The organism is Methylobrevis albus (genome assembly GCF_015904235.1).
GTDB classification, from domain to species: Bacteria; Pseudomonadota; Alphaproteobacteria; order Rhizobiales; family Pleomorphomonadaceae; genus Methylobrevis_A; species Methylobrevis_A albus.
In genome coordinates this window covers 20,320-38,933 of record NZ_JADZLT010000051.1, presented here as the reverse complement: position 1 = coordinate 38,933, position 18,614 = coordinate 20,320, and the positions used below count along the sequence as shown (strand labels likewise).

Sequence of the window (18,614 nt, the reverse complement as noted above, 5' to 3'; positions counted from 1 at the left end):
GAAAGCCCCGATTGCCGTTCAGGCTTGGAGTCCCGTGAGGGCGGGATCGATCCAGCCGATGTTGCCGTCGGGACGGCGGTAGACGACGTTGATGGAGCCGGTCGCCGCGTTCTTGAACACGACCACGGTCTGTCCGGTGAAGTCGAGATCCATCACGGCCATGCCGACGGTCGCGGTCTTGATGCGCTGCGTCGTTTCGGCAACGACCAGCGGCGCGAAATCGTCGGGAAGATCGTCGTCCTCGTCGGGCGCGGCGATGACATAGGCGAGCGCGTCGATCGCGTCGCCGCGGTCCTCGCCGCTGTGATGGCTCTTGATCTTGCGCTTGTAGCGCCGAAGCCGCTTGCCGATGCGCTCCGCGGCCTGGTCGGCCGAGGCGTAGACGTCATAGGCGCGGCCGTGGGCCTGCAACACGGCGCCGGTGTCGAGGTGGATGCTGCAGTCGGTCGCAAATCCGGCGCCCTCGGGCTCGACCGTCACGTGGCCCGTATAGCCGCCGTCGAAGTACTTGCCGAGCGCGTCGGACAGTCGCCCCTCGATGTGGGTGCGCAGTGCCGTGCCGATGTCGACGTTCTTGCCGGAAATGCGAAGGCTCATGAGATCCCCCTTTGGGTGCGAGTGGTCCGAAAACCACTCCAGGGTTGGTCGTTGGCGCGGAGCCGCGCCCAGAAGACATACCTTGGAGCGCTCCGCGAGGCCACCCCGCCGGGCCGTGCGATCCCGCCGGTGAAAGATCCCCGGCGTCACCGCCGAACGGGGCGCTCTCTAAGGTATGTGGTCGGTCGCGTCAACAAACCAAGGCGGAGCGGTCCGATGGTCGGCCGCCGGCGACCTCCCGGGGCGCTATAGCGACTGCTTCTGCCGGCGGCGCTGCACCGAGGAGGGAATCCGCATCGCTTCGCGGTATTTCGCGACGGTGCGGCGGGCGATGTCGACGCCGGCATCGCGCAGCAGCTTGACGATGGCGTCGTCGGAGACGACGTCGTCGGGATCCTCGGCGTCGATCATCTGCTTGATGCGCCAGCGCACCGCCTCGGCGCTGTGCGCGTCGCCGCCCTCGGCGGAGGCGATCGAGGAGGTGAAGAAGTATTTCAGCTCGAAGATGCCGCGGGTCGTCGCCATGTACTTGTTCGATGTGACGCGGCTCACCGTCGACTCGTGCATGCCGATCGCCTCGGCGATCATCCGCAGATTCAGCGGCCTAAGATGCTGCACGCCGTGCGTGAGGAACGCATCCTGCTGCCGCACGATCTCGGTCGAGACCTTGAGGATCGTGCGCGCGCGCTGGTCGAGGCTCTTCACCAGCCAGTTGGCGGTCTGCAGGCACTCGGAGAGATAGGCCTTCTCGCCGTCGTCGCGCGTCGTCTTCGACACCTTGGCGTAATAGACCTGGTTGACGAGGACGCGCGGCAGCGTCTCGGTGTTGAGCTCGATCGACCAGCCGCCGTCGGAGGCCGGCTTCACCACGACGTCTGGCACCACCGGCTGGATCACCGTGTGGCCGAAGGCGTTGCCGGGCTTCGGGTTCAGCGCCAGGATCTCGCGGATCATGTCGGCGAGGTCGTCGTCGTCGACGCCGCAGATCCGCTTCAGCTGGGCGAGATCGCGGCGGGCGAGCAGCTCGATGTGGGCGAGCAGCGCCTTCATCGCCGGATCGAGCCGGTCGCGCTCCTTCAGTTGCAGCGCGAGGCATTCGGCCAGCGTCCGGGCGCAGATGCCGGCGGGCTCGAAGCCGTGCAGGATGGCGATCACGGCCTCGATCTCGGCCGGATCGGCGCCGAGCCGCTCGGCGAGCACCGGCACCTCGACGCGCAGATAGCCGGCCTCGTCGACGGCGTCGATCAGTTCCTGGCCGATCAGCCGGCGCACCGGATCGGCGATCGCCAGCGTCAGCTGGGCGGAGAGATGGTCGTGCAGCGTGGTTTCGCCGGCGACGAAGGCTTCGAGATTGTAGTCCTCGCCGCCGTTGCCGCGGCTCGACGACGACCAGCTGTCGCCGGAGAGCTGGCCCGCGTCCAGCCCCGCGTTGCGCTCGCTGCCGGTGTCGTCCGGGTAGACATTGCCGATGTCGGTGTCGAGCACGCTGCTGACGGCGTCGACGGTGGGGGGGCCGTCGGTCGCCATCCAGTCGCTGCCGCCGTCGACGCCGGCCTCGAAGTCGCCCTCGAAGCCGGTCTCGCCGGCCGCCTCCGCCGCCGGGGCCTCGCGCGGCTCGCCCTCGCGGCCGAATTCGTCGCGGTCCGGGGCGCCTTCGCTGTCGACGCGCTCGAGCAGCGGGTTGCGTTCGAGTTCGGCGTCGACATAGGCGACGAGGTCGAGATTGGAGAGCTGGAGCAGCTTGATGGCCTGCATCAGCTGCGGGGTCATGACCAGGGACTGGCTTTGTCTGAGTTCGAGGCGTGCCGACAGCGCCATGGATTCCCGATCACCCCCTCGATGCGGTCGCAAGCTCCGGCGGGTTTCCGGCGACCCGCCGGCCCGTCTGGTCCGTTTCTTGCTTTTATTACACCAGCGGTCGGGTCATCAAAGGGTAAATTGTTCGCCGAGGTAAACGCGGCGCGCATCCGGGTCGGCGATGATGTCGGCCGGGCGCCCCTCGGTCAGCACGGTGCCGCCGTGCAGGATGTAGGCGCGGTCGATCAGGCCGAGGGTTTCACGGACATTGTGGTCGGTGATCAGCACGCCGATGCCGCGGGCGGTGAGGTGGCGCACCAGCGCCTGGATATCGCCGACGGCGATCGGGTCGACGCCGGCGAACGGCTCGTCCATCAGCATGAAGGAGGGGCGCGTCGCCAGCGCCCGGGCGATCTCGACACGCCGCCGCTCGCCGCCCGACAGCGCGATCGCCGGCTGGTCGCGCAGGTGGCCGAGGGAGAATTCGTCCAGCAGCGCGTCGAGCTCGCGCTCGCGCACGGCGCGCTTCGGTTCCACCACCTCGAGCACGGCGCGGATGTTGTCGGCGACCGACAGGCCGCGGAAGATCGAGGCCTCCTGCGGCAAATAGCCGATGCCGAGGCGGGCGCGGCGGTACATCGGAAAGCCGGTGACGTCCCAGCCGTCGAGCACGATGCGGCCGCTGTCGGGCGCGATCAGGCCCGTCACCATGTAGAACACCGTCGTCTTGCCGGCGCCGTTCGGCCCGAGCAGGCCGACGGCCTCGCCGCGGCGCACGGTGAGGCTGACGTCGCGCACGACGCGGCGCTTGCCGTAGCTCTTCGCCAGGTTGAGGATCGCGAGGTCTTCGGCCGGGCCCTCGCCCGGCGGGGCGGCGATCACCGCCGGCTTGCGTTTGAACCACATCAGGAACAGCGCGCCAGTGCGCCGCGTCGGTGCAGCATGTTCGGCCCTTCGGCAGGATGGCGGGGATACGGCCGGGCAGCGGCCGGCGCCGGCGCGGTCAGTTGGTGGTGCGGTTCTGCAGCGAGCGCGGCTCGATCAGCATCTGCACCCGCCCGCCTTCCATCTTGGCCTGGCCCGAGGCGATGTCGATCCTGAGGCGCGGGCCGCGGATCACGTTGTCGCCCTGGGTCAGCACGACCTCGCCGCTGACGACGATGGTGCGGGCCTTGGTGTCGAACACGGCCTTGTCGCCGCTCGCGGTCTGCGGGCCGCTGCTGACCAGCACCTTGCCGGCGGCCTCGATGCGCTCGACGCGCTGGGCGCCGGCGCCCGGCGTGCCCTCGTAGTAGACGGTGAGCGTCTCGGCCTTCAGCACCGTGGTCTTCTGGCGGACGACGACGTTGCCGCTGAACACGGCGACGCGGTCGTTCTCGCGCACTTCCAGCGCTTCGGCCTCGAACTGGATCGGCTCGCCGCCGTCGACGCCGAGGCCGTCGAAGGCGTTCGACATGGTGGCGGTGGCGCGGGCCGGGCGCTCGGGCGCCTGCTCTTGCGCCGCGGCCGGGCCGGCGGCGAGGCCGAGAAGCGCGGCGCCGAGAGCGAAGGCAAGGACGGAGCGCCCGCGGCGCGCCCGGTTCGAGACGGTGATCATGGTTGCTCCTGTCCTGCGTTGCCCCCGCCGACCGCATTCGGATCGACCGTCATCTTCACACCGTCGCTGAACGTGACCGTGCCGCCCTTCTCGTCCACCTGCATGCCCTGCGCCTCGACGGCGCCGAGGGTGGAGGAGAACGCCACCGGTGCATCGCTGTCGACCGTGCCGGTGCCGAGATCGATCTCGGCCTTGGAGAGGTCGGCGGCGTAGCCCTCGCTGGAGCGGATGCGAATGTTCTCGTCGAGCCGGAGCCGCTCCGCCCCGGCGCTGTAGACGCCGCTGTCGGCGCTGAATTCGGCCCAGCGGCCATCGGTCTGGTGCACCTCGGCCTTGATGCCGTAGAGGCGGACGATGGTCGGGTCGGCGAGATCCTGCACCGCGCTTTCGGCGGTGACCTGGTAGGTGCGGCCCTTGCCATCGCTGCCCGAGAGCTTCGGCGCATCCATCGAGATGCCGTCGGCCGTGATGTCGACCCCGGCGAAGCTGAAGCCGAGCTCGATGCGGGCGAGAACGCCGATGCCGACCGCGAGCAGCACGACGGCCACGCTGGCGAGCGGCAACGCCAGGCGGAGCCGCCGCACGCGTCGGCTGCTGCTGGCGGCGCGCTCGAAGGCGGCGATCCGCGCCGGGGTCCGGCCGTCACCGGGCCGGGCACGCGCGTCGAGGGTCAGCGTCTCGTTCATTCGATCGGTTCCGTCCGCTGGTCTCGGCCCGGGGCCCCGACCGGCGGCAGGGCAAAGCTAACCGGTAAAAGTATACGAAACCATGCCGGAACCGTCCGGCCGGTCAATAAAATATGGGAACGACGAGGGCCGACGACAACCAAGCGGTTCGACCGGCCGGCTGCACGCCTCAGCTGTGTGCGAAAATATCCTCTTCCGGCCAACCGGAAAGATCAAGCAGCGCCCGGGTCGGCAGGAATCCGAAGCAGGCGGCGGCCAGTTCGGTGCGGCCTTCGCGGGTGAGCATGGCGTCGAGCCGGTCGCGCAGCGCATGCAGGTTGAGCACGTCGGAGGCGGCGTAGGCGAGCTGGGCCTCGCTCAAGGTCGCGGCGGCCCAGTCCGAGCTCTGCTGCTGCTTGGAGAGCTCGATGCCGAGCAGCTCGCGCGTCAGGTCCTTCAGGCCGTGGCGGTCGGTATAGGTGCGCACCAGCTTCGAGGCGATCTTGGTGCAGTAGACCGGGCCGGTCAGCACGCCGAAGGCCTGGTAGAGCACGGCGACGTCGAATCTTGCGAAATGAAAGATCTTGGTGCGCGCCGGATCGGCGAGCAGGCGGGCGAGGTTCGGCGCCGCGCGCTGGCCGCGGGCGATCTGCACCACGTCGGCGGTGCCGTCGCCCGGCGAGAGCTGCACGACGCAGAGGCGGTCGCGGTGCGGATTGAGGCCGAGCGTCTCGGTGTCGATCGCGACCGCGTCGCCGTACCGGTCGAGGTCGGGCAGGTCGCCGGCGTGGAGGCGGATGGTCATGGTGGGGTGGTGTCCCGGTAGCGGCGGAGGAAACGGAGGGTCCGGGCGCCGGAGCGGCCCGCAAGGTCGCGGAGGTATAGCCGTTCGCCGCCGCGCCTGTCGAGCGCGCGGCCGGAACGGAGGGGCCGGCGGGTGGTGGGAGGCCGGAGCCGAAAGTGACAGCCGGAGCCTCGAAACGAAAAACGGCCGCTTTCGCGGCCGCCCGATACTCGAAACGAAAAACGGCGGCTCGCGCGGCCGCCCGATACTCGAAACGAAAAACGGCCGCTCGCGCGGCCGTTTGTCGTTCGCACTCAGGTGAATGCGGTCGTCTCGTCGGGAAATGGTGCCCAGGAAAGGACTCGAACCTTCACGCCTCTCGGCACAGGTACCTGAAACCTGCGCGTCTACCAATTCCGCCACCTGGGCTCGGCGGCGAGGGATAGGGGAAGGCTCCGGGCTTGTCAATTGGCGTGGCCGGGGTTTTTTCCCGGGTCGAGACGCGCCGGCACCGGCACGGCGGTCGGGCCCGCGCGCGGCCCTACACGCGGGGGCGGCGGGCCCTCGCGCGAAGGATGGGCTTCCGTCCGGCCGCATCCTGCTCTAAGACGCGAAAGACGCCATTTCGCCGCAGCGCAGCGACCGGCGCCGGGCCGCCGTTCCCGCGGGCGCTGGCCACGGCGCGCGGCGACCGCCCGCGCCGGCAAGGGATGCACGGGGACGCACGGATGAGCACCTTGGACGCAGAGACCCCCCTCACCGCCGCCGCCGGCTTCGGACGGGGACGGCTCGTCACGGTTTTCGGCGGATCGGGCTTCCTCGGCCGCCACGTCGTGCGCGCGCTCGCCCGCCGCGGCTGGCGCGTCCGCGCCGCCGTGCGCCGCCCGGATCTCGCCGGCCACCTGCAGCCGCTGGGCTCGGTCGGGCAGATCCAGCCGGTGCAGGCCAACCTCCGCTATCGCAGCTCGGTCGACGCCGCGGTCGCCGGCGCCGACGCCGTGGTCAATCTCGTCGGCATTCTCGCGCCGTCCGGCCGGCAGAGCTTCGACGCCGTGCAGGCCTTCGGCGCCCGCGCGGTCGCGGAAGCGGCGCGCGGCGCCGGTATCGACACGCTGGTGCACGTCTCGGCGATCGGCGCCGATGCGGCCTCAAAGTCGGACTACGCCCGCAGCAAGGCCGCCGGCGAGGCCGCGGTGCGCGAGACCGTGCCCGGCGCGGTGATCCTGCGCCCGTCGATCGTGTTCGGCCCGGAGGACGGCTTCTTCAACCGCTTCGCCGACATGGCCCGCTTTGCCCCGGTGCTGCCGCTGATCGGCGGCGGCGAGACGCTGTTCCAGCCGGTCTATGTCGCCGACGTCGCGGAAGCCGTGGCGCGGTCGCTGGAAGGCGGCGCCACCCTCGGCGCCACTTACGAACTCGGCGGACCTGACGTCGTCAGTTTCCGCCGCTGCCTCGAAATGGTGCTCGCCGAGACCGGCCGGCAGCGGCCGCTGCTGCCGATCCCGTTCGCCGTCGCCGAGCGTCTCGCCGGCCTCACCGACTGGCTGCCCGGTGCACCGATCACCCGCGACCAGGTCGAACTGCTGAAGAGCGACAACGTCGTCTCCGATGCGGCGACCACGGCGGGGCGCACCCTCGCCGGGCTCGGCATCAAGCCGCATTCGCTCGCGTCCGTGCTGCCGAGCTATCTCTACCGCTACTCGCGGCAGGGCCAGTTCGACCGCCACAAGGCGGTCTGAACCGGCGGGCGCCGGCTCAGCCGACGAGGGCCAGCCCAATCAGCGCCGCGGTGCCGACCGCGATCCGCCACCAGGCGAAGGGCGCATAGCCGTGCCGGCTGACGAAGTCGAGCAGGCCGCGTACCACCAGCAGCGCCATCACGAAGGCCGCGACGAAGCCGACGCCGATCACCGCCGCGTCGTCGAACGAGAGAATGTCGCGGTTCTTGTAGAGATCGTAGGTGAAGGCCCCCGCCATGGTCGGCATGGCGAGGAAGAACGAGAACTCCGCGGCCGCCCGCTTGTCGGCGCCGAGCAGCAAGGCGCCGACGATGGTGGAGCCCGAGCGCGAGACGCCGGGGATCATCGCGAGGCACTGGGCGAGGCCGATCAGGAAATAGACCCGGAGCGGAAAGCGCGTCGCGTCGTGGTGCACGGCGCGCAGCGGCAGCCGGTCGACCACCAGCAGCACGATGCCGCCGACGATCAGCGCGATGGCGATGGTGCGCGGCGATTCGAACAGCACCTCCTTGATGAAGCCGTGCGCCGCGACGCCGATCACCACCGCCGGCAGGAAGGCGATCAGCACGCCGAACACGAAGCGGCGCGCCGCCGGGTCGTGCGGGATCGCGGCGGCGATCGCCAGCAGCCGGCTCGAATAGACGGTGAGGATCGCCAGCACCGCGCCGAGCTGGATCAGCACCTCGAAGCTGCGGCCGGTCGATTCGAAGCCGAGAAAATGCCCCGCCAGCAGCAGGTGGCCGGTGGAGGAGACCGGGATATATTCGGTCAGGCCCTCCAGCAGGCCGAGCAGGAAGGCTTCGAACAACGTCCCGGAATCCATACGGCTGGTCCTCGTCAAAGGGCAAAGCGCCGGCATCGGCGCGTGAAGGGCGGATTCGAAACCGATTGTTCATCGGTCCGGTGCGCTCTATAGAGGCCGGCGAGTGCCCTTCCCGCGACGCGCGTCCGGGAGGGCGGCCTGTCCGGCCCGCCCGACTGGGCCGCCGGACCTCATCGAACCCGGCGCCACGTTACGGCCCGCACGGTTACCAAATTCCGACAGACGGCCACATGCGGCCCGGATCGCTAGATGCTCAAGCTGTACCACCACCCGTTCTCGCCAGCCTCCCGCTTCGCCCGCCTGATGCTTTCCGAGCACGAATGCAAGGTCGAGTTCGTCGTCGAGCGTCCGTGGGACCGGCGTGCGGACTTCATGCACATGAACCCGGCCGGCACCGTGCCGCTGATGACCGAGAACGACGGCCCGCCGCTGGTGGGCGCGCCGGTGATCATGGAGTATCTCGACGAGACGCGCGGCTATGCCATGGCCGACCGCCGGCTGATGCCCAACCACCCCGACGCCCGCGCCGAGATGCGCCGCCTCGTCGACTGGTTCGGCCACAAGTTCCACGACGAGGTGACCGGCTATTTCGTGCACGAGCGGATCTTCAAGCTGGAGATCCCGACCTCGCGCGGCGGCGGCGCCCCCGATTCGGCGATCCTGCGCGCGGCGCGCACCAACATCCGGCATCATCTGCGCTACATCGGCTGGCTCGCCGGCACGCGCAACTGGCTCGCCGGCGACCGCATCACCTACGCCGACCTCGCCGCCGCCGCCGAGCTGTCGGCGATCGACTATCTCGGCGAGGTGCCGTGGGACGAGGACGCCCACGCCACCGCCTGGTATGCGCGGGTGAAGTCGCGCCCGGCCTTCCGCAGCCTGCTCGCCGACAAAGTGCCCGGCCTGCCGGCGTCGGCCACCTACGCCGACCTCGATTTCTGAGCCGGCCGACCGAGCCTGAGCCCGGCGGCGTTCGGCTCGTTCACGGCCCGAGCCACCCGATGACGCCGAATGCTGCCGCAGCGATGGGCGGGCCGATGATGCTGAGCCGCGACGTGCTGGAGCCGGCCCGCGCCCGCGCCGCCCTGCTCGGCTTCGGCGCGCTGCGCGTTACGACGCCGGACGCCGCGGCGCTTCCCGGGCGCCGGCTGGTCGAGGCGGTCGCGGACGGCCACCACGGCACGATGGACTGGCTCGCCGAGACCGCCGATCGCCGCGGCGACCCACGCCTCGTCTGGCCTGCCGTGCGCTCGGTGATCATGCTCGGGCTCAACTACGGGCCGGCGGGCGATCCGCTCGCCAACCTCGCCGACCCGGCCGTCGCCAACATCTCCGTCTATGCCCGTGGCCGCGACTACCACGACGTGATCAAGGGCAAGCTGAAGGAGATCGCCGGCCTCGTCGAACGCGACACCCGCGCCAAGGTGAAGGTCTTCGTCGACACCGCGCCGGTGATGGAAAAGCCGCTCGCCGCCGCGAGCGGCATCGGCTGGCAGGGCAAGCACACCAACCTCGTCTCGCGCGACTACGGCTCCTGGCTGTTCCTCGGCGCGATCTTCTCGGCGGCCGCGATCGAACCCGATGAGCCTGCGGTCGATGCCTGCGGCTCCTGCCGCGCCTGCCTCGACGCCTGCCCGACGGACGCCTTCCCCGAGCCCTACCGGCTCGACGCCCGGCGCTGCATCTCCTACCTCACCATCGAGCACGCCGGGCCGATCCCGTTCGAGTTTCGCGAAGCGATCGGCAACCGCATCTACGGCTGCGACGACTGCCTCGCGGTCTGCCCGTGGAACAAATTCGCCGCCGCGGGGGCGGAACTGAAGCTCGCGGCGCGCGCCGACCTCGAACGCCCCGCCATCGCCGAGTTCCTCGGCCTCGATGACGCCGGCTTCCGCAGCCGCTTCTCCGCCTCGCCGGTGAAGCGGATCGGACGCGAGCGGTTTTTGCGCAACGTGCTGATCGCGGCGGGCAACAGCGGGGTGACGGAGCTGGTGGAGCCGGTGGCGGCGCTGCTGGACGACCCGGCGCCGGTGGTGCGCGGCGCGGCCGTGTGGGCGCTGACGCGGCTGGCCCCGGCGCGGGCCGCCGCGGAGCGGCTGGCGCGGGCGGCGGAGGAGGATGATGCGGAGGTCGCGGCGGAGTGGCGCGTGGTGGGCGAGCCGGCGGGCGGCTGAGGCGGGCGGCAAGGAGGCGGGACACCCGCGCGGTACCGCGGCGTCTCGGCTCGTTCTCCCGTCATTTCAGCGCAGGCTGGACTCCAGCATCAGAGTCGACGCACCGCCGTGCCCGGATTCCAGCCTGCGCTGAAATGACGGGAGACACTACCGCGCGCCTTCGAAACGGGGAGAGCCACGGCCGACCCGGCGACCCCTCGCTGAGGATGCCGCGCCGTGCCCGCCGGCGCGGATCAGCGGCCAGCCGAACCCCGGGTCAGACCCGGCGCTCGACCATCATCATCTTGATCTCGGCGATCGCCTTCGCCGGATTGAGGCCCTTCGGGCAGGCCTTGGCGCAGTTCATGATCGTGTGGCAGCGGTAGAGGCGGAACGGGTCCTCGAGATTGTCGAGGCGCTCGCCGGTCGCCTCGTCGCGACTGTCGATCAGCCAGCGGTAGGCCTGCAGCAGGGCGGCGGGGCCGAGATAGCGGTCGCCGTTCCACCAGTAGCTCGGGCACGAGGTCGAGCAGCAGGCGCAGAGGATGCACTCGTAGAGCCCGTCGAGCTTTTCGCGGTCGGCGTGGCTCTGGCGCCACTCGGTCTGCGGCGCCGGCGTCGTTGTCTTCAGCCAGGGCTCGATCGAGCGGTGCTGGGCGTAGAAGTTGGTGAGGTCGGGCACGAGATCCTTCACCACCGGCATGTGCGGCAGCGGATAGATCCGGATCACGCCGTCGCCGACCTCGTCCATGCCCTTGGTGCAGGCGAGCGTGTTGGTGCCGTCGATGTTCATCGCGCACGAGCCGCAGATGCCCTCGCGGCAGGAGCGGCGGAAGGTCAGCGTCGGGTCGATCTTGTTCTTGATGTAGATCAGCCCGTCGAGGATCATCGGCCCGCAGTCGTCGAGGTCGACGAAATAGGTGTCGATGCGCGGGTTGGAGTCGTCGTCCGGGCTCCAGCGATAGATCTTGTACTCGCGCAGCCGTGACGCCCCGACGGGCTTCGGCCACGTCTTGCCCTCGATCATCTTCGAGTTTTTCGGAAGTGTCAGCTCGACCATGGCAGTACCTTTCGCAAGAGCCCGCGCAAGCCCTTGTTGATAATTGAACTGGGGCGATCCGGCCGGACGGTGTCGTCGACGCCGGCGCCAGACAAGGCATCCACGAGTGGCTTGAGGCCCTTGTTCAGCTTGTAGTCGAGCTCGTCCGGATAGAGCGGAAACACCGCCATGAACTCGATCTGGGTGCCGTCGGCCGTCACCAGCGTCGTGCGGTCGGGCGGCCAGCCGAGCGGCGAGATCAGCAGGGCGCCGGCGAGCTTCGTCGTGGGGTCGTAAGGCTCCGGCGGAGTTCCCTCCTCGGCGAAGGTGTGCCCGAGCCAGATCCAGCTGTCGTAGAGGTGGGGCAACCGGGCCAATTGCTTCAGAACCCGGATCGGCCAGTATTTCCCCGGCTGCGCGAAGGCTTCGTCGGGCGGAAGGCCCTCGCCCACGCGCGGGAACCAGTCGCCCGGCAGCGTGATCACCAGTTCGGCATACTGGTACGCCTCCGGCGGCTCCAGTCCATCGGGCACGTTCATCGCCCGGTCACTCATGCCGCTCGTCACGAAGGTCCAGGTGTCACGGTCCGCGGTCGGCCCGAACACGATCACGTCGAGGTGCACCTCGTCGGAGACGATCTCGTGCAGGACCCCGGCCGACGGACCGAGGAAGCCCTCGAGAAAGGTCTCGATCTCCTCGAGATGCACGGCCGCATCCGACGGCGCATGAAGACCGTCCCGCTCATCGGCGTGGCGGGTGATCCTGTCGCCCCCGGGAGACTTCTCGGACCGGTCCATCGCGTGGCTCCAGCACGTCGCGAGCAGCGTGAGCGCCGCAGCCACCGCGCCCTTGCGAATGGCCGCGGCGACGCTCAATAGACGCGCGCCTTCGGCGCAATCTTCTTCGGGTCGATGCCGCCGTCCTCGTAGGCCGTCAGCGGCTCGGTGACGACGGGGCGGTAGTCGAGGCGGACGGTGCCGTCCTCGTCGAGCCACGACAACGTGTGCTTGCGCCAGTTGACGTCGTCGCGGCCGCCGAACGGGCCGTCCTTGTAGTCCTCGCGGGCGTGGGCACCGCGGCTTTCTTTCCGGGCCTCGGCGCCGTAGACCGTGGTGATCGCGTTGGCGACGAGGTTCTCGAGCTCCAGCGTCTCGACGAGGTCGGTGTTCCAGATCAGCGAGCGGTCGGTGACCTTGAGGTCGGCCTGCTTCTTGTAGATCGCGTCGAGCCGGCGGCAGCCGCTTTCCAGCGTCGCCTGGGTGCGGAACACCGCGGCGTCTTCCTGCATCGCCCGCTGCATCTCGAGTCGGAGGTCGGCGGTCGGGATGGCGCCGTTCGCGTGGCGAATGCGGTCGAAGCGGGCGACGATCTTCTCGCAGGACGCCTCGTTGGCGGTCGGCACCGGCGCATCCGGGTCGAGGATCTGGCCGGCGCGGATCGCGGCGGCGCGGCCGAACACGACGAGGTCGATCAGCGAGTTGGAGCCGAGGCGGTTGGCGCCGTGCACCGAGGCACAGCCGGCCTCGCCGACGGCCATCAGGCCGGGCTGGATGCGGCTCGGGTCGTCCGCGGTCGGGCTCAGCGCCTCGCCCCAGTAGTTGGTCGGGATGCCGCCCATGTTGTAGTGCACGGTCGGCAGCACCGGGATCGGGTCGCGGGTGACGTCGACGCCGGCGAAGATCTTCGCGCTCTCGGAAATGCCCGGCAGGCGCTCGTGCAAGAGCGCCGGGTCGAGATGGTCGAGGTGCAGGAAGATGTGGTCCTTGTCCTTGCCGACGCCGCGGCCTTCGCGGATTTCGATCGTCATGCAACGCGAGACGACGTCGCGGCTGGCGAGGTCCTTCGCGGACGGGGCGTAGCGCTCCATGAAGCGCTCGCCCTCGGAGTTGACGAGATAGCCGCCCTCGCCGCGGGCGCCCTCGGTGATCAGGCAGCCCGAGCCGTAGATGCCGGTCGGGTGGAACTGCACGAACTCCATGTCCTGCAGCGGCAGACCGGCGCGGGCAACCATGCCGCCGCCGTCGCCGGTGCAGGTGTGCGCCGAGGTGGCGGAGAAATAGGTGCGGCCGTAGCCGCCCGTCGCCATCACCACCATCTTGGCGCGGAAGCGGTGCAGCGTGCCGTCGTCGAGGTTCCAGGCGATGACACCGGTGACCACGCCGTCCTCGGACATGATCATGTCGAGGGCGAAATATTCGACGAAGAACTGCGCGTTGTGCTTCAGCGACTGGCCGTAGAGCGTGTGCAGGATGGCGTGGCCGGTGCGGTCGGCCGCGGCGCAGGTGCGCTGCACCGGCGGGCCCTCGCCGTAGTTCTGCATGTGGCCGCCGAACGGGCGCTGGTAGATGCGGCCGTCCTCGGTGCGTGAGAACGGCACGCCGTAGTGCTCGAGCTCATAGACCGCGGCGGGCGCCTCGCGGGCGAGGTATTCCATGGCGTCGGTGTCGCCGAGCCAGTCGGAACCCTTCACCGTGTCGAACATGTGCCACTGCCAGCTGTCGGGCGTCATGTTCTTGAGGCTGGCGGCGATGCCGCCCTGGGCGGCGACCGTGTGCGAGCGGGTCGGGAACACCTTGGTGATGCAGGCGGTGCGCAGCCCCTGCTCGGCCATGCCGAGCGTCGCGCGCAGGCCGGCGCCACCGGCGCCGACGACCACGACGTCGAAGGCGTGGTCGGTGAGGGGGTAGGCGCGGCCGCCGACATTGAACGTCGTCGAACCGTAGTTGGCGCTGGCCATCCGTTTCAGCCTCCGAAGGCGATCTTCAGGACGGCGAACACCAGGGCAAAGCCGACGAAGACGGCGAAGAAGGTGTTGGCCATCAGGGCGAGGATCTTGAGACCCTCGGAATGCACGTAGTCCTCGATGATCACCTGCATGCCGAGACGCATATGGATCACCGCCGAGAGAACGACCAGCAGCAGGACGATCGCCACCAGCGGATGGGCGAGCGTCGCCACCACCTCGGCGTGGCTGCCGCCCTGCAGGCTGAGAATCAGGATGACGAAGAAGGAGAGCAGCGGCACGTTGGCGACCGCCGTGAGGCGCTGGCGCCAGAAATGCTCGGTGCCGTCCTTCGCCGAGCCGAGGCCGCGCACGCGGCCGAGCGGGGTGCGGATGTCGGATCTGCGGGTCATCGCCTCGCCCCCTCAGCGCACGAGATAGCCGACGATCCAGATCAGGATCGTCAGCGTGATGGAGCCGGCGAGGTTCGCCTTGGCGAGAATTTCGCGCCACTCGGGACCGAAGCCGTGGCCGGTGTCCCACGCGAAATGGCGCAGGCCGCCCAGCATGTGGTGCAGCAGCGCCCAGGTGTAGCCGAACAGGATCAGCCGCCCGATGATCGAGCCGAAGAAGTCGTTGGCGACGGCGAAGGCCTCAGGGCCGATCGCGGCGGCGACCAGCCACCAGACCACCAGCAGCGTGCCGACGTAGAGCGCGCCGCCGGTCATGCGGTGCACGATCGACATCATCATGGTGAACATCGACCGGTAGATCTGCAGGTGCGGCGACAGCGGCCGCGCCTTCTTCTGCGGAACTTCCAGCATGGGCAAGCGAACCTCCGGCCGGCAGGACGCCGACTGCAGGGTCGGCCCCTTGAAAACCCAGCGAACGACCAAGGTGACGTTTACGTAAGCGTCAGATAACGTTCGCTTCCTGAAGTGGTTCTAACCTGTCTGCCGACGATCGTCAAAGCCCAAAGCCGCCACATTTGAGCATCGATGCTGCAAAGCAGCATCGATGCCCGGCGCCCGGTGATCGGAGCGTCGGCGCTTTACGTAAAGGGAATGCCCGCAGTCGTTCCCGCGCGCCGGCGACGGATCGGCCGCCGCGTCAGCGCGGCAGCAGCACCCAGTAATCGAGGTCGAGCACGACCGAAGGATCGTACTCGCCGCCCTCGAGCCGGTCGGGGAAATCGGCGCAGGGGCGGTCCTTGGTGGCGACGGTGCGGATGCGCAGCGCGCCGACGTCGTCGCGGCCGGGGATCAGACCGGCCTCCAGCACTTCCGACCAGGCGAAGATCGTGTCGCCGGCGAACGTCGGGTTGACGTGACGGCCGCCGTTGATCGCGGCGACGTGGAAGGCGTTGCCGAGGCCGTTGAAGGTGAGGGAGCGGGCGAGCGAGATGACGTAGCCGCCATAGACGATGCGCCGCCCGTTGCGGCCCTGGCGCTCGGCGAACTGGTTGAAGTGCACCTTGGCGGTGTTCTGGTAGAGCCGCGTGGCGATCTGGTGCTCGGCTTCCTCGATCGTCATGCCGTCGACGTGGTCGATGCGCTCGCCGACCGCATAAGCGCCGAAGCGGTGCGGGCTGCCGGCGAGGGCGTCGTCCCAGCCGTCACGGTCGAGGAACGGCACGGCGTCGCCGAGCGAATCGATCGGCAGCGCCTTCGGCAGCACCGGCACGAAGGCCTCCGGCGCCGGGGCGCTCTCGTCGCGCTTCCTCACCATCACCCAGCGCACATAGTCGAGCACCTCGGTGCCGTCCTCCTTGTAGCCGGTAGAGCGGACGTAGACGACGCCGGTCTTGCCGTTGGAGTTCTCCTTGAGGCCGATCACCTCGGAGACGGTCGACAGCGTGTCGCCGGGGAACACCGGCGCGAGGAAGCGGCCGCCGGCATAGCCGAGGTTGGCGATGGCGTTGAGCGAGATATCGGGCACCGTCTTGCCGAAGACGATGTGAAAGGTGAGCAGGTCGTCGAGCGGGGCGGCGGCGTAGCCGATCGCCCGGGCGAAGGCGTCGGACGACTGCACGGCGAAGCGGCTGCCGAACAGGCCCTGGTAGAGCGCGACGTCGCCGATGGTGGCGGTGCGCGGCGTCGCGTGCCGCAGCACCTGGCCGATGCGGAAATCCTCGAAGAAGTTGCCCGGATTGGTCTTGCTCATGGCTTCCCCGCCTTGCCGCGAAGTCGTTCGCGCGCGCCGAACCCCGCGCCGCCACCAGCGGCGCATTGCGGCTTTATGGCGTGCGCGACCGCGATGTCACGTGCGCCATTCGTCGCTGCAGGTGCGAACAACGCCGATTTTTCGGCCGCCGGCAAGGCGTCGCGGCCAAAGAAAAGGGCGCGGCGTCATCGACGCCGCGCCCTTGATCATTTGCCTGACCCCAAAGGGCCGGCGCGACGACTAGAACTTGTAGTTCAGGCCGACGCGGACCGAGTGGAAGTTCGGCGACGGGGTGGTGACGGTGCCGCCGAGATTGACGTCGTCGCTGCCGAGGTCGACGTACTGGTACTCGACCTTGGCGGTCAGGTTGTCGGTGAAGGCGTGCTCGACGCCGCCGCCGACGACCCAGCCGACGTAGGTCTCGGACGTGTTGCCGAAGGTGGTCGTGACGTCATAGTTGCCATAGGCGAGACCGCCGGTGCCGTAGACCAGCGTGCGGTCGAAGGCGTAGCCGAGGCGCGGACGCACGGTGCCGAACCAGTCGAGTTCCGCACGGGCAGTGTTGCCGTTGGCGCTGACGCGATCTTCGAGACCGGCGTACTGAATGTCGGCCTCGAGGCCGATGACCGCCGAGCCGATCTGATAGTTGTAGCCGCCCTGGAGGCCGCCGAAGAGACCGTCGATCTCCAGCGTGCCGGGGCTCGGCTGGAAGGCGGCGCGGTAGGCGACGGTGTCGTCACCGGCGAAGCCGTAGCCGATGTTGCCGCCGACGTAGATGCCGGTCCAGTCGAAGGTGACCGGATCCATCGCCATCGGCGCGATCGGCGCCGCCGGGATCGGCTCAAGCACATCCGCCGCGTTGGCCGTCACGGCCGAACCCGCCAGCAGGGCGGCCACGAAACCCGAAACCACGAGATTCCGATTCATTGTATTTCTCCTCAAGGGTGGCGCGACGCATGACATGCGGCCACCAATTCCATGTCCGAAGCCGAACTGTCCTGGCCCCTAACAGGCAAACGACTGAGGATGAATATCGATCCGCACGGTCTAAAAAACAAACGTATTCGACCGCTCGGCACCACCGGAAACCGGACTGTTGCAGTTCAGACACAGATTATGGCGACGTTTTGGCCAGTCTGTGGCGCCGGGGCGCCGATCGCGCCAATGATCCGGACATAGTACGTCATATTATTATTTTTGCCGCTTCTTTGGCGCATATTCGCCGCTCACTCCATCGCATTGCACGCCGAGACAGCGACAGAGTGAATTTGATTTAATTGTTTTTGGGTTCGCGCGGTATCCCGGCATTAACCGTATGTTCATCTCGCGGCGGCTGGCGTCTCCGTCACTGCCTTTTTCTGCTATTTTTAGTCAAAGTCCGTCCTGTCCCAATCCTTTTCAATCCGGAGGCTTCCGTGGCCGGCGCTTCAACAGCACGTGTCGACTGGGTCGACTACGCCAAGGGCATCTGCATTATCTTTGTCGTGATGATGCACTCGGTCGAAGGCGTCGAACGCCTCGCCGGGGCACACGGCTGGCTCGGCACCGTCGTCGACTTTGCCCGCCCCTTCCGGATGCCCGACTTCTTCCTGATCTCGGGACTTTTCCTTGCCCGGGTGATCGATCGTCCGGGCCGCGTCTTCTACGACCGGCGCGTTGTGCATTTCTTCTATTTCTACGTCCTCTGGCTGACGATCCAGTTCGCGGTGAAGGCCCCGGGCTTCGTCGCCGACCAGGGCTTGGCTGCGACCGTCGAGCGCTATCTCGCAGCAATCCTCTACGACCCGTTCGGCACGCTCTGGTTCATCTGGATCCTGCCGGTGTTCGCCGTCACCGTGCGCCTGACGCGCAAGGTGCCGCCCGCGATCATCTTCGCCATCGCGGCGGGGCTCGAGATCTCGAACATCCAGGCCGGCGTCACGCCGGAGAACGTGCTCGGCTATACCGCGCTCAACGAGTTCGCCGCCCGTTTCGTCTACTTCTACGCCGGCTACTGGGCCGCGCCGCTGATCTTCCGCATCGCCGGTCACGTCGCGGACCGGCCGCTCGCCGCCGTCGCCGGGTTGCTGGTGTGGGGCCTCGTCAACGGGACGCTGGTGTTCTCGGGGCTCGCGACGCTCCCCGTCGTCTCGCTGCTGCTCGGCTTTGCCGGCGCCGGTGCGATCATCGCCGCCGCGACGCTGGTCACCCGGCTCGGCGCACGCTTCACCCCGGCGCGCGCGTTCCAGTTCCTCGGCGCCAACTCGATCGTGATCTATCTCGCCTTCTTCCTGCCGATGGGCGCGATGCGCACCGTGCTGCTGAAGACCGGCGTGATCGACGACGTCGGGACGATGTCGGCGCTGGTCACCCTCGCCGGGGTCACCGGGCCGCTGGTGATCTGGTGGTTCGCCCGCCGCTTCGGGCTGAACTTCCTGTTCTCCCGGCCGCGCTGGGCGCGGATCGAGCGCCCCGCCGACCGGCGCCAGCCGGCCGGGATGCAGCCGGCGGAGTAACCCGCCGCCGCCCACGGAGCCCTCCCGAAGGCCCCGCCGC

The 18,614-nt window shown here is 68.9% G+C and carries 18 protein-coding genes and 1 tRNA gene; 4 read left to right on the top strand and 15 right to left on the bottom strand.

Features of this window, described 5'->3' with window-relative positions; genetic code table 11:
• Positions 1–18 precede the first annotated feature (18 nt).
• From hpf to I5731_RS12630, 7 genes are all read right to left on the bottom strand, one after another.
• Positions 19–597, bottom strand: a complete 579-nt coding sequence (gene hpf, locus I5731_RS12660; RefSeq protein WP_197311769.1) for a ribosome hibernation-promoting factor, HPF/YfiA family — start codon at positions 595–597, stop codon at positions 19–21.
• 246 nt (positions 598–843) lie between these two features.
• A complete protein-coding gene (rpoN, locus tag I5731_RS12655; RefSeq protein WP_197311768.1) occupies positions 844–2,415 on the bottom strand; it encodes an RNA polymerase factor sigma-54 in 1,572 nt (523 codons plus the stop codon).
• Positions 2,416–2,523: 108 nt separating this feature from the next.
• Positions 2,524–3,300 (bottom strand): LPS export ABC transporter ATP-binding protein, encoded by a 777-nt coding sequence (gene lptB / locus I5731_RS12650; RefSeq protein WP_197311767.1) that lies wholly within the window; start codon positions 3,298–3,300, stop codon positions 2,524–2,526.
• A gap of 97 nt (positions 3,301–3,397) precedes the next feature.
• Entirely contained in the window at positions 3,398–3,991 is a 594-nt protein-coding gene (locus I5731_RS12645) for an LptA/OstA family protein (RefSeq protein WP_197311766.1), read from the bottom strand.
• Positions 3,988–4,677 carry an LPS export ABC transporter periplasmic protein LptC gene (lptC, locus tag I5731_RS12640; protein WP_197311765.1) on the bottom strand — a complete coding sequence of 230 codons (690 nt, stop codon included), beginning with the start codon at positions 4,675–4,677 and terminating at the stop codon, positions 3,988–3,990. The genes I5731_RS12645 and lptC overlap by 4 nt, the downstream gene beginning before the upstream one ends.
• Before the next feature lie 169 nt (positions 4,678–4,846).
• Entirely contained in the window at positions 4,847–5,461 is a 615-nt protein-coding gene (locus tag I5731_RS12635; RefSeq protein ID WP_197311764.1) for a ribonuclease D, read from the bottom strand.
• A 323-nt stretch (positions 5,462–5,784) separates the two neighbouring features.
• Positions 5,785–5,869, bottom strand: a tRNA-Leu gene (locus tag I5731_RS12630).
• Positions 5,870–6,168: 299 nt separating this feature from the next.
• Here I5731_RS12630 and I5731_RS12625 point away from each other — a divergent pair.
• Complete coding sequence (locus I5731_RS12625) at positions 6,169–7,179, top strand: complex I NDUFA9 subunit family protein (RefSeq protein WP_197311763.1); 1,011 nt, start codon at positions 6,169–6,171, stop codon at positions 7,177–7,179.
• A 16-nt stretch (positions 7,180–7,195) separates the two neighbouring features.
• On the opposite strand, the gene I5731_RS12620 is transcribed toward I5731_RS12625, so the two are convergent.
• Positions 7,196–8,002 carry an undecaprenyl-diphosphate phosphatase gene (locus I5731_RS12620; RefSeq protein ID WP_197311762.1) on the bottom strand — a complete coding sequence of 269 codons (807 nt, stop codon included), beginning with the start codon at positions 8,000–8,002 and terminating at the stop codon, positions 7,196–7,198.
• Positions 8,003–8,251: 249 nt separating this feature from the next.
• Between I5731_RS12620 and I5731_RS12615 the strand changes: the two genes are divergently transcribed.
• Both I5731_RS12615 and queG read left to right on the top strand, forming a co-directional pair.
• On the top strand, positions 8,252–8,944 hold the full coding sequence (locus I5731_RS12615) for a glutathione S-transferase family protein (protein ID WP_197311761.1): 693 nt from the start codon (positions 8,252–8,254) through the stop codon (positions 8,942–8,944).
• A 95-nt stretch (positions 8,945–9,039) separates the two neighbouring features.
• Positions 9,040–10,176 (top strand): tRNA epoxyqueuosine(34) reductase QueG, encoded by a 1,137-nt coding sequence (queG, locus tag I5731_RS12610; RefSeq protein WP_197311952.1) that lies wholly within the window; start codon positions 9,040–9,042, stop codon positions 10,174–10,176.
• A gap of 256 nt (positions 10,177–10,432) precedes the next feature.
• Here the strand turns inward: queG and I5731_RS12605 are convergent, their stop codons facing one another.
• The 7 genes from I5731_RS12605 to I5731_RS12575 all read right to left on the bottom strand — a co-directional run bounded on the left by I5731_RS12605 (position 10,433) and on the right by I5731_RS12575 (position 17,006).
• The gene (locus I5731_RS12605) at positions 10,433–11,215 is read right to left on the bottom strand and encodes a succinate dehydrogenase iron-sulfur subunit (RefSeq protein WP_197311760.1); all 783 of its coding nucleotides are present in this window, start codon (positions 11,213–11,215) and stop codon (positions 10,433–10,435) included.
• Positions 11,203–12,069 (bottom strand): suppressor of fused domain protein, encoded by an 867-nt coding sequence (locus I5731_RS12600; RefSeq protein WP_197311759.1) that lies wholly within the window; start codon positions 12,067–12,069, stop codon positions 11,203–11,205. The genes I5731_RS12605 and I5731_RS12600 overlap by 13 nt, the downstream gene beginning before the upstream one ends.
• The gene (gene sdhA / locus I5731_RS12595) at positions 12,066–13,931 is read right to left on the bottom strand and encodes a succinate dehydrogenase flavoprotein subunit (RefSeq protein ID WP_197311758.1); all 1,866 of its coding nucleotides are present in this window, start codon (positions 13,929–13,931) and stop codon (positions 12,066–12,068) included. Before sdhA ends, I5731_RS12600 begins: the two co-directional genes overlap by 4 nt.
• A gap of 5 nt (positions 13,932–13,936) precedes the next feature.
• Complete coding sequence (gene sdhD / locus I5731_RS12590) at positions 13,937–14,329, bottom strand: succinate dehydrogenase, hydrophobic membrane anchor protein (protein ID WP_197311757.1); 393 nt, start codon at positions 14,327–14,329, stop codon at positions 13,937–13,939.
• A 12-nt stretch (positions 14,330–14,341) separates the two neighbouring features.
• Positions 14,342–14,740, bottom strand: a complete 399-nt coding sequence (gene sdhC / locus I5731_RS12585; protein WP_197311756.1) for a succinate dehydrogenase, cytochrome b556 subunit — start codon at positions 14,738–14,740, stop codon at positions 14,342–14,344.
• Positions 14,741–15,026: 286 nt separating this feature from the next.
• Positions 15,027–16,079, bottom strand: coding sequence for a MaoC family dehydratase (locus I5731_RS12580; RefSeq protein WP_197311755.1), 1,053 nt, complete (start codon positions 16,077–16,079; stop codon positions 15,027–15,029).
• Between the two features lie 240 nt (positions 16,080–16,319).
• Entirely contained in the window at positions 16,320–17,006 is a 687-nt protein-coding gene (locus tag I5731_RS12575; RefSeq protein ID WP_197311754.1) for an outer membrane protein, read from the bottom strand.
• A 560-nt stretch (positions 17,007–17,566) separates the two neighbouring features.
• Here I5731_RS12575 and I5731_RS12570 point away from each other — a divergent pair.
• Positions 17,567–18,574 carry an acyltransferase family protein gene (locus I5731_RS12570; protein WP_197311951.1) on the top strand — a complete coding sequence of 336 codons (1,008 nt, stop codon included), beginning with the start codon at positions 17,567–17,569 and terminating at the stop codon, positions 18,572–18,574.
• Positions 18,575–18,614: the final 40 nt, after the last annotated feature.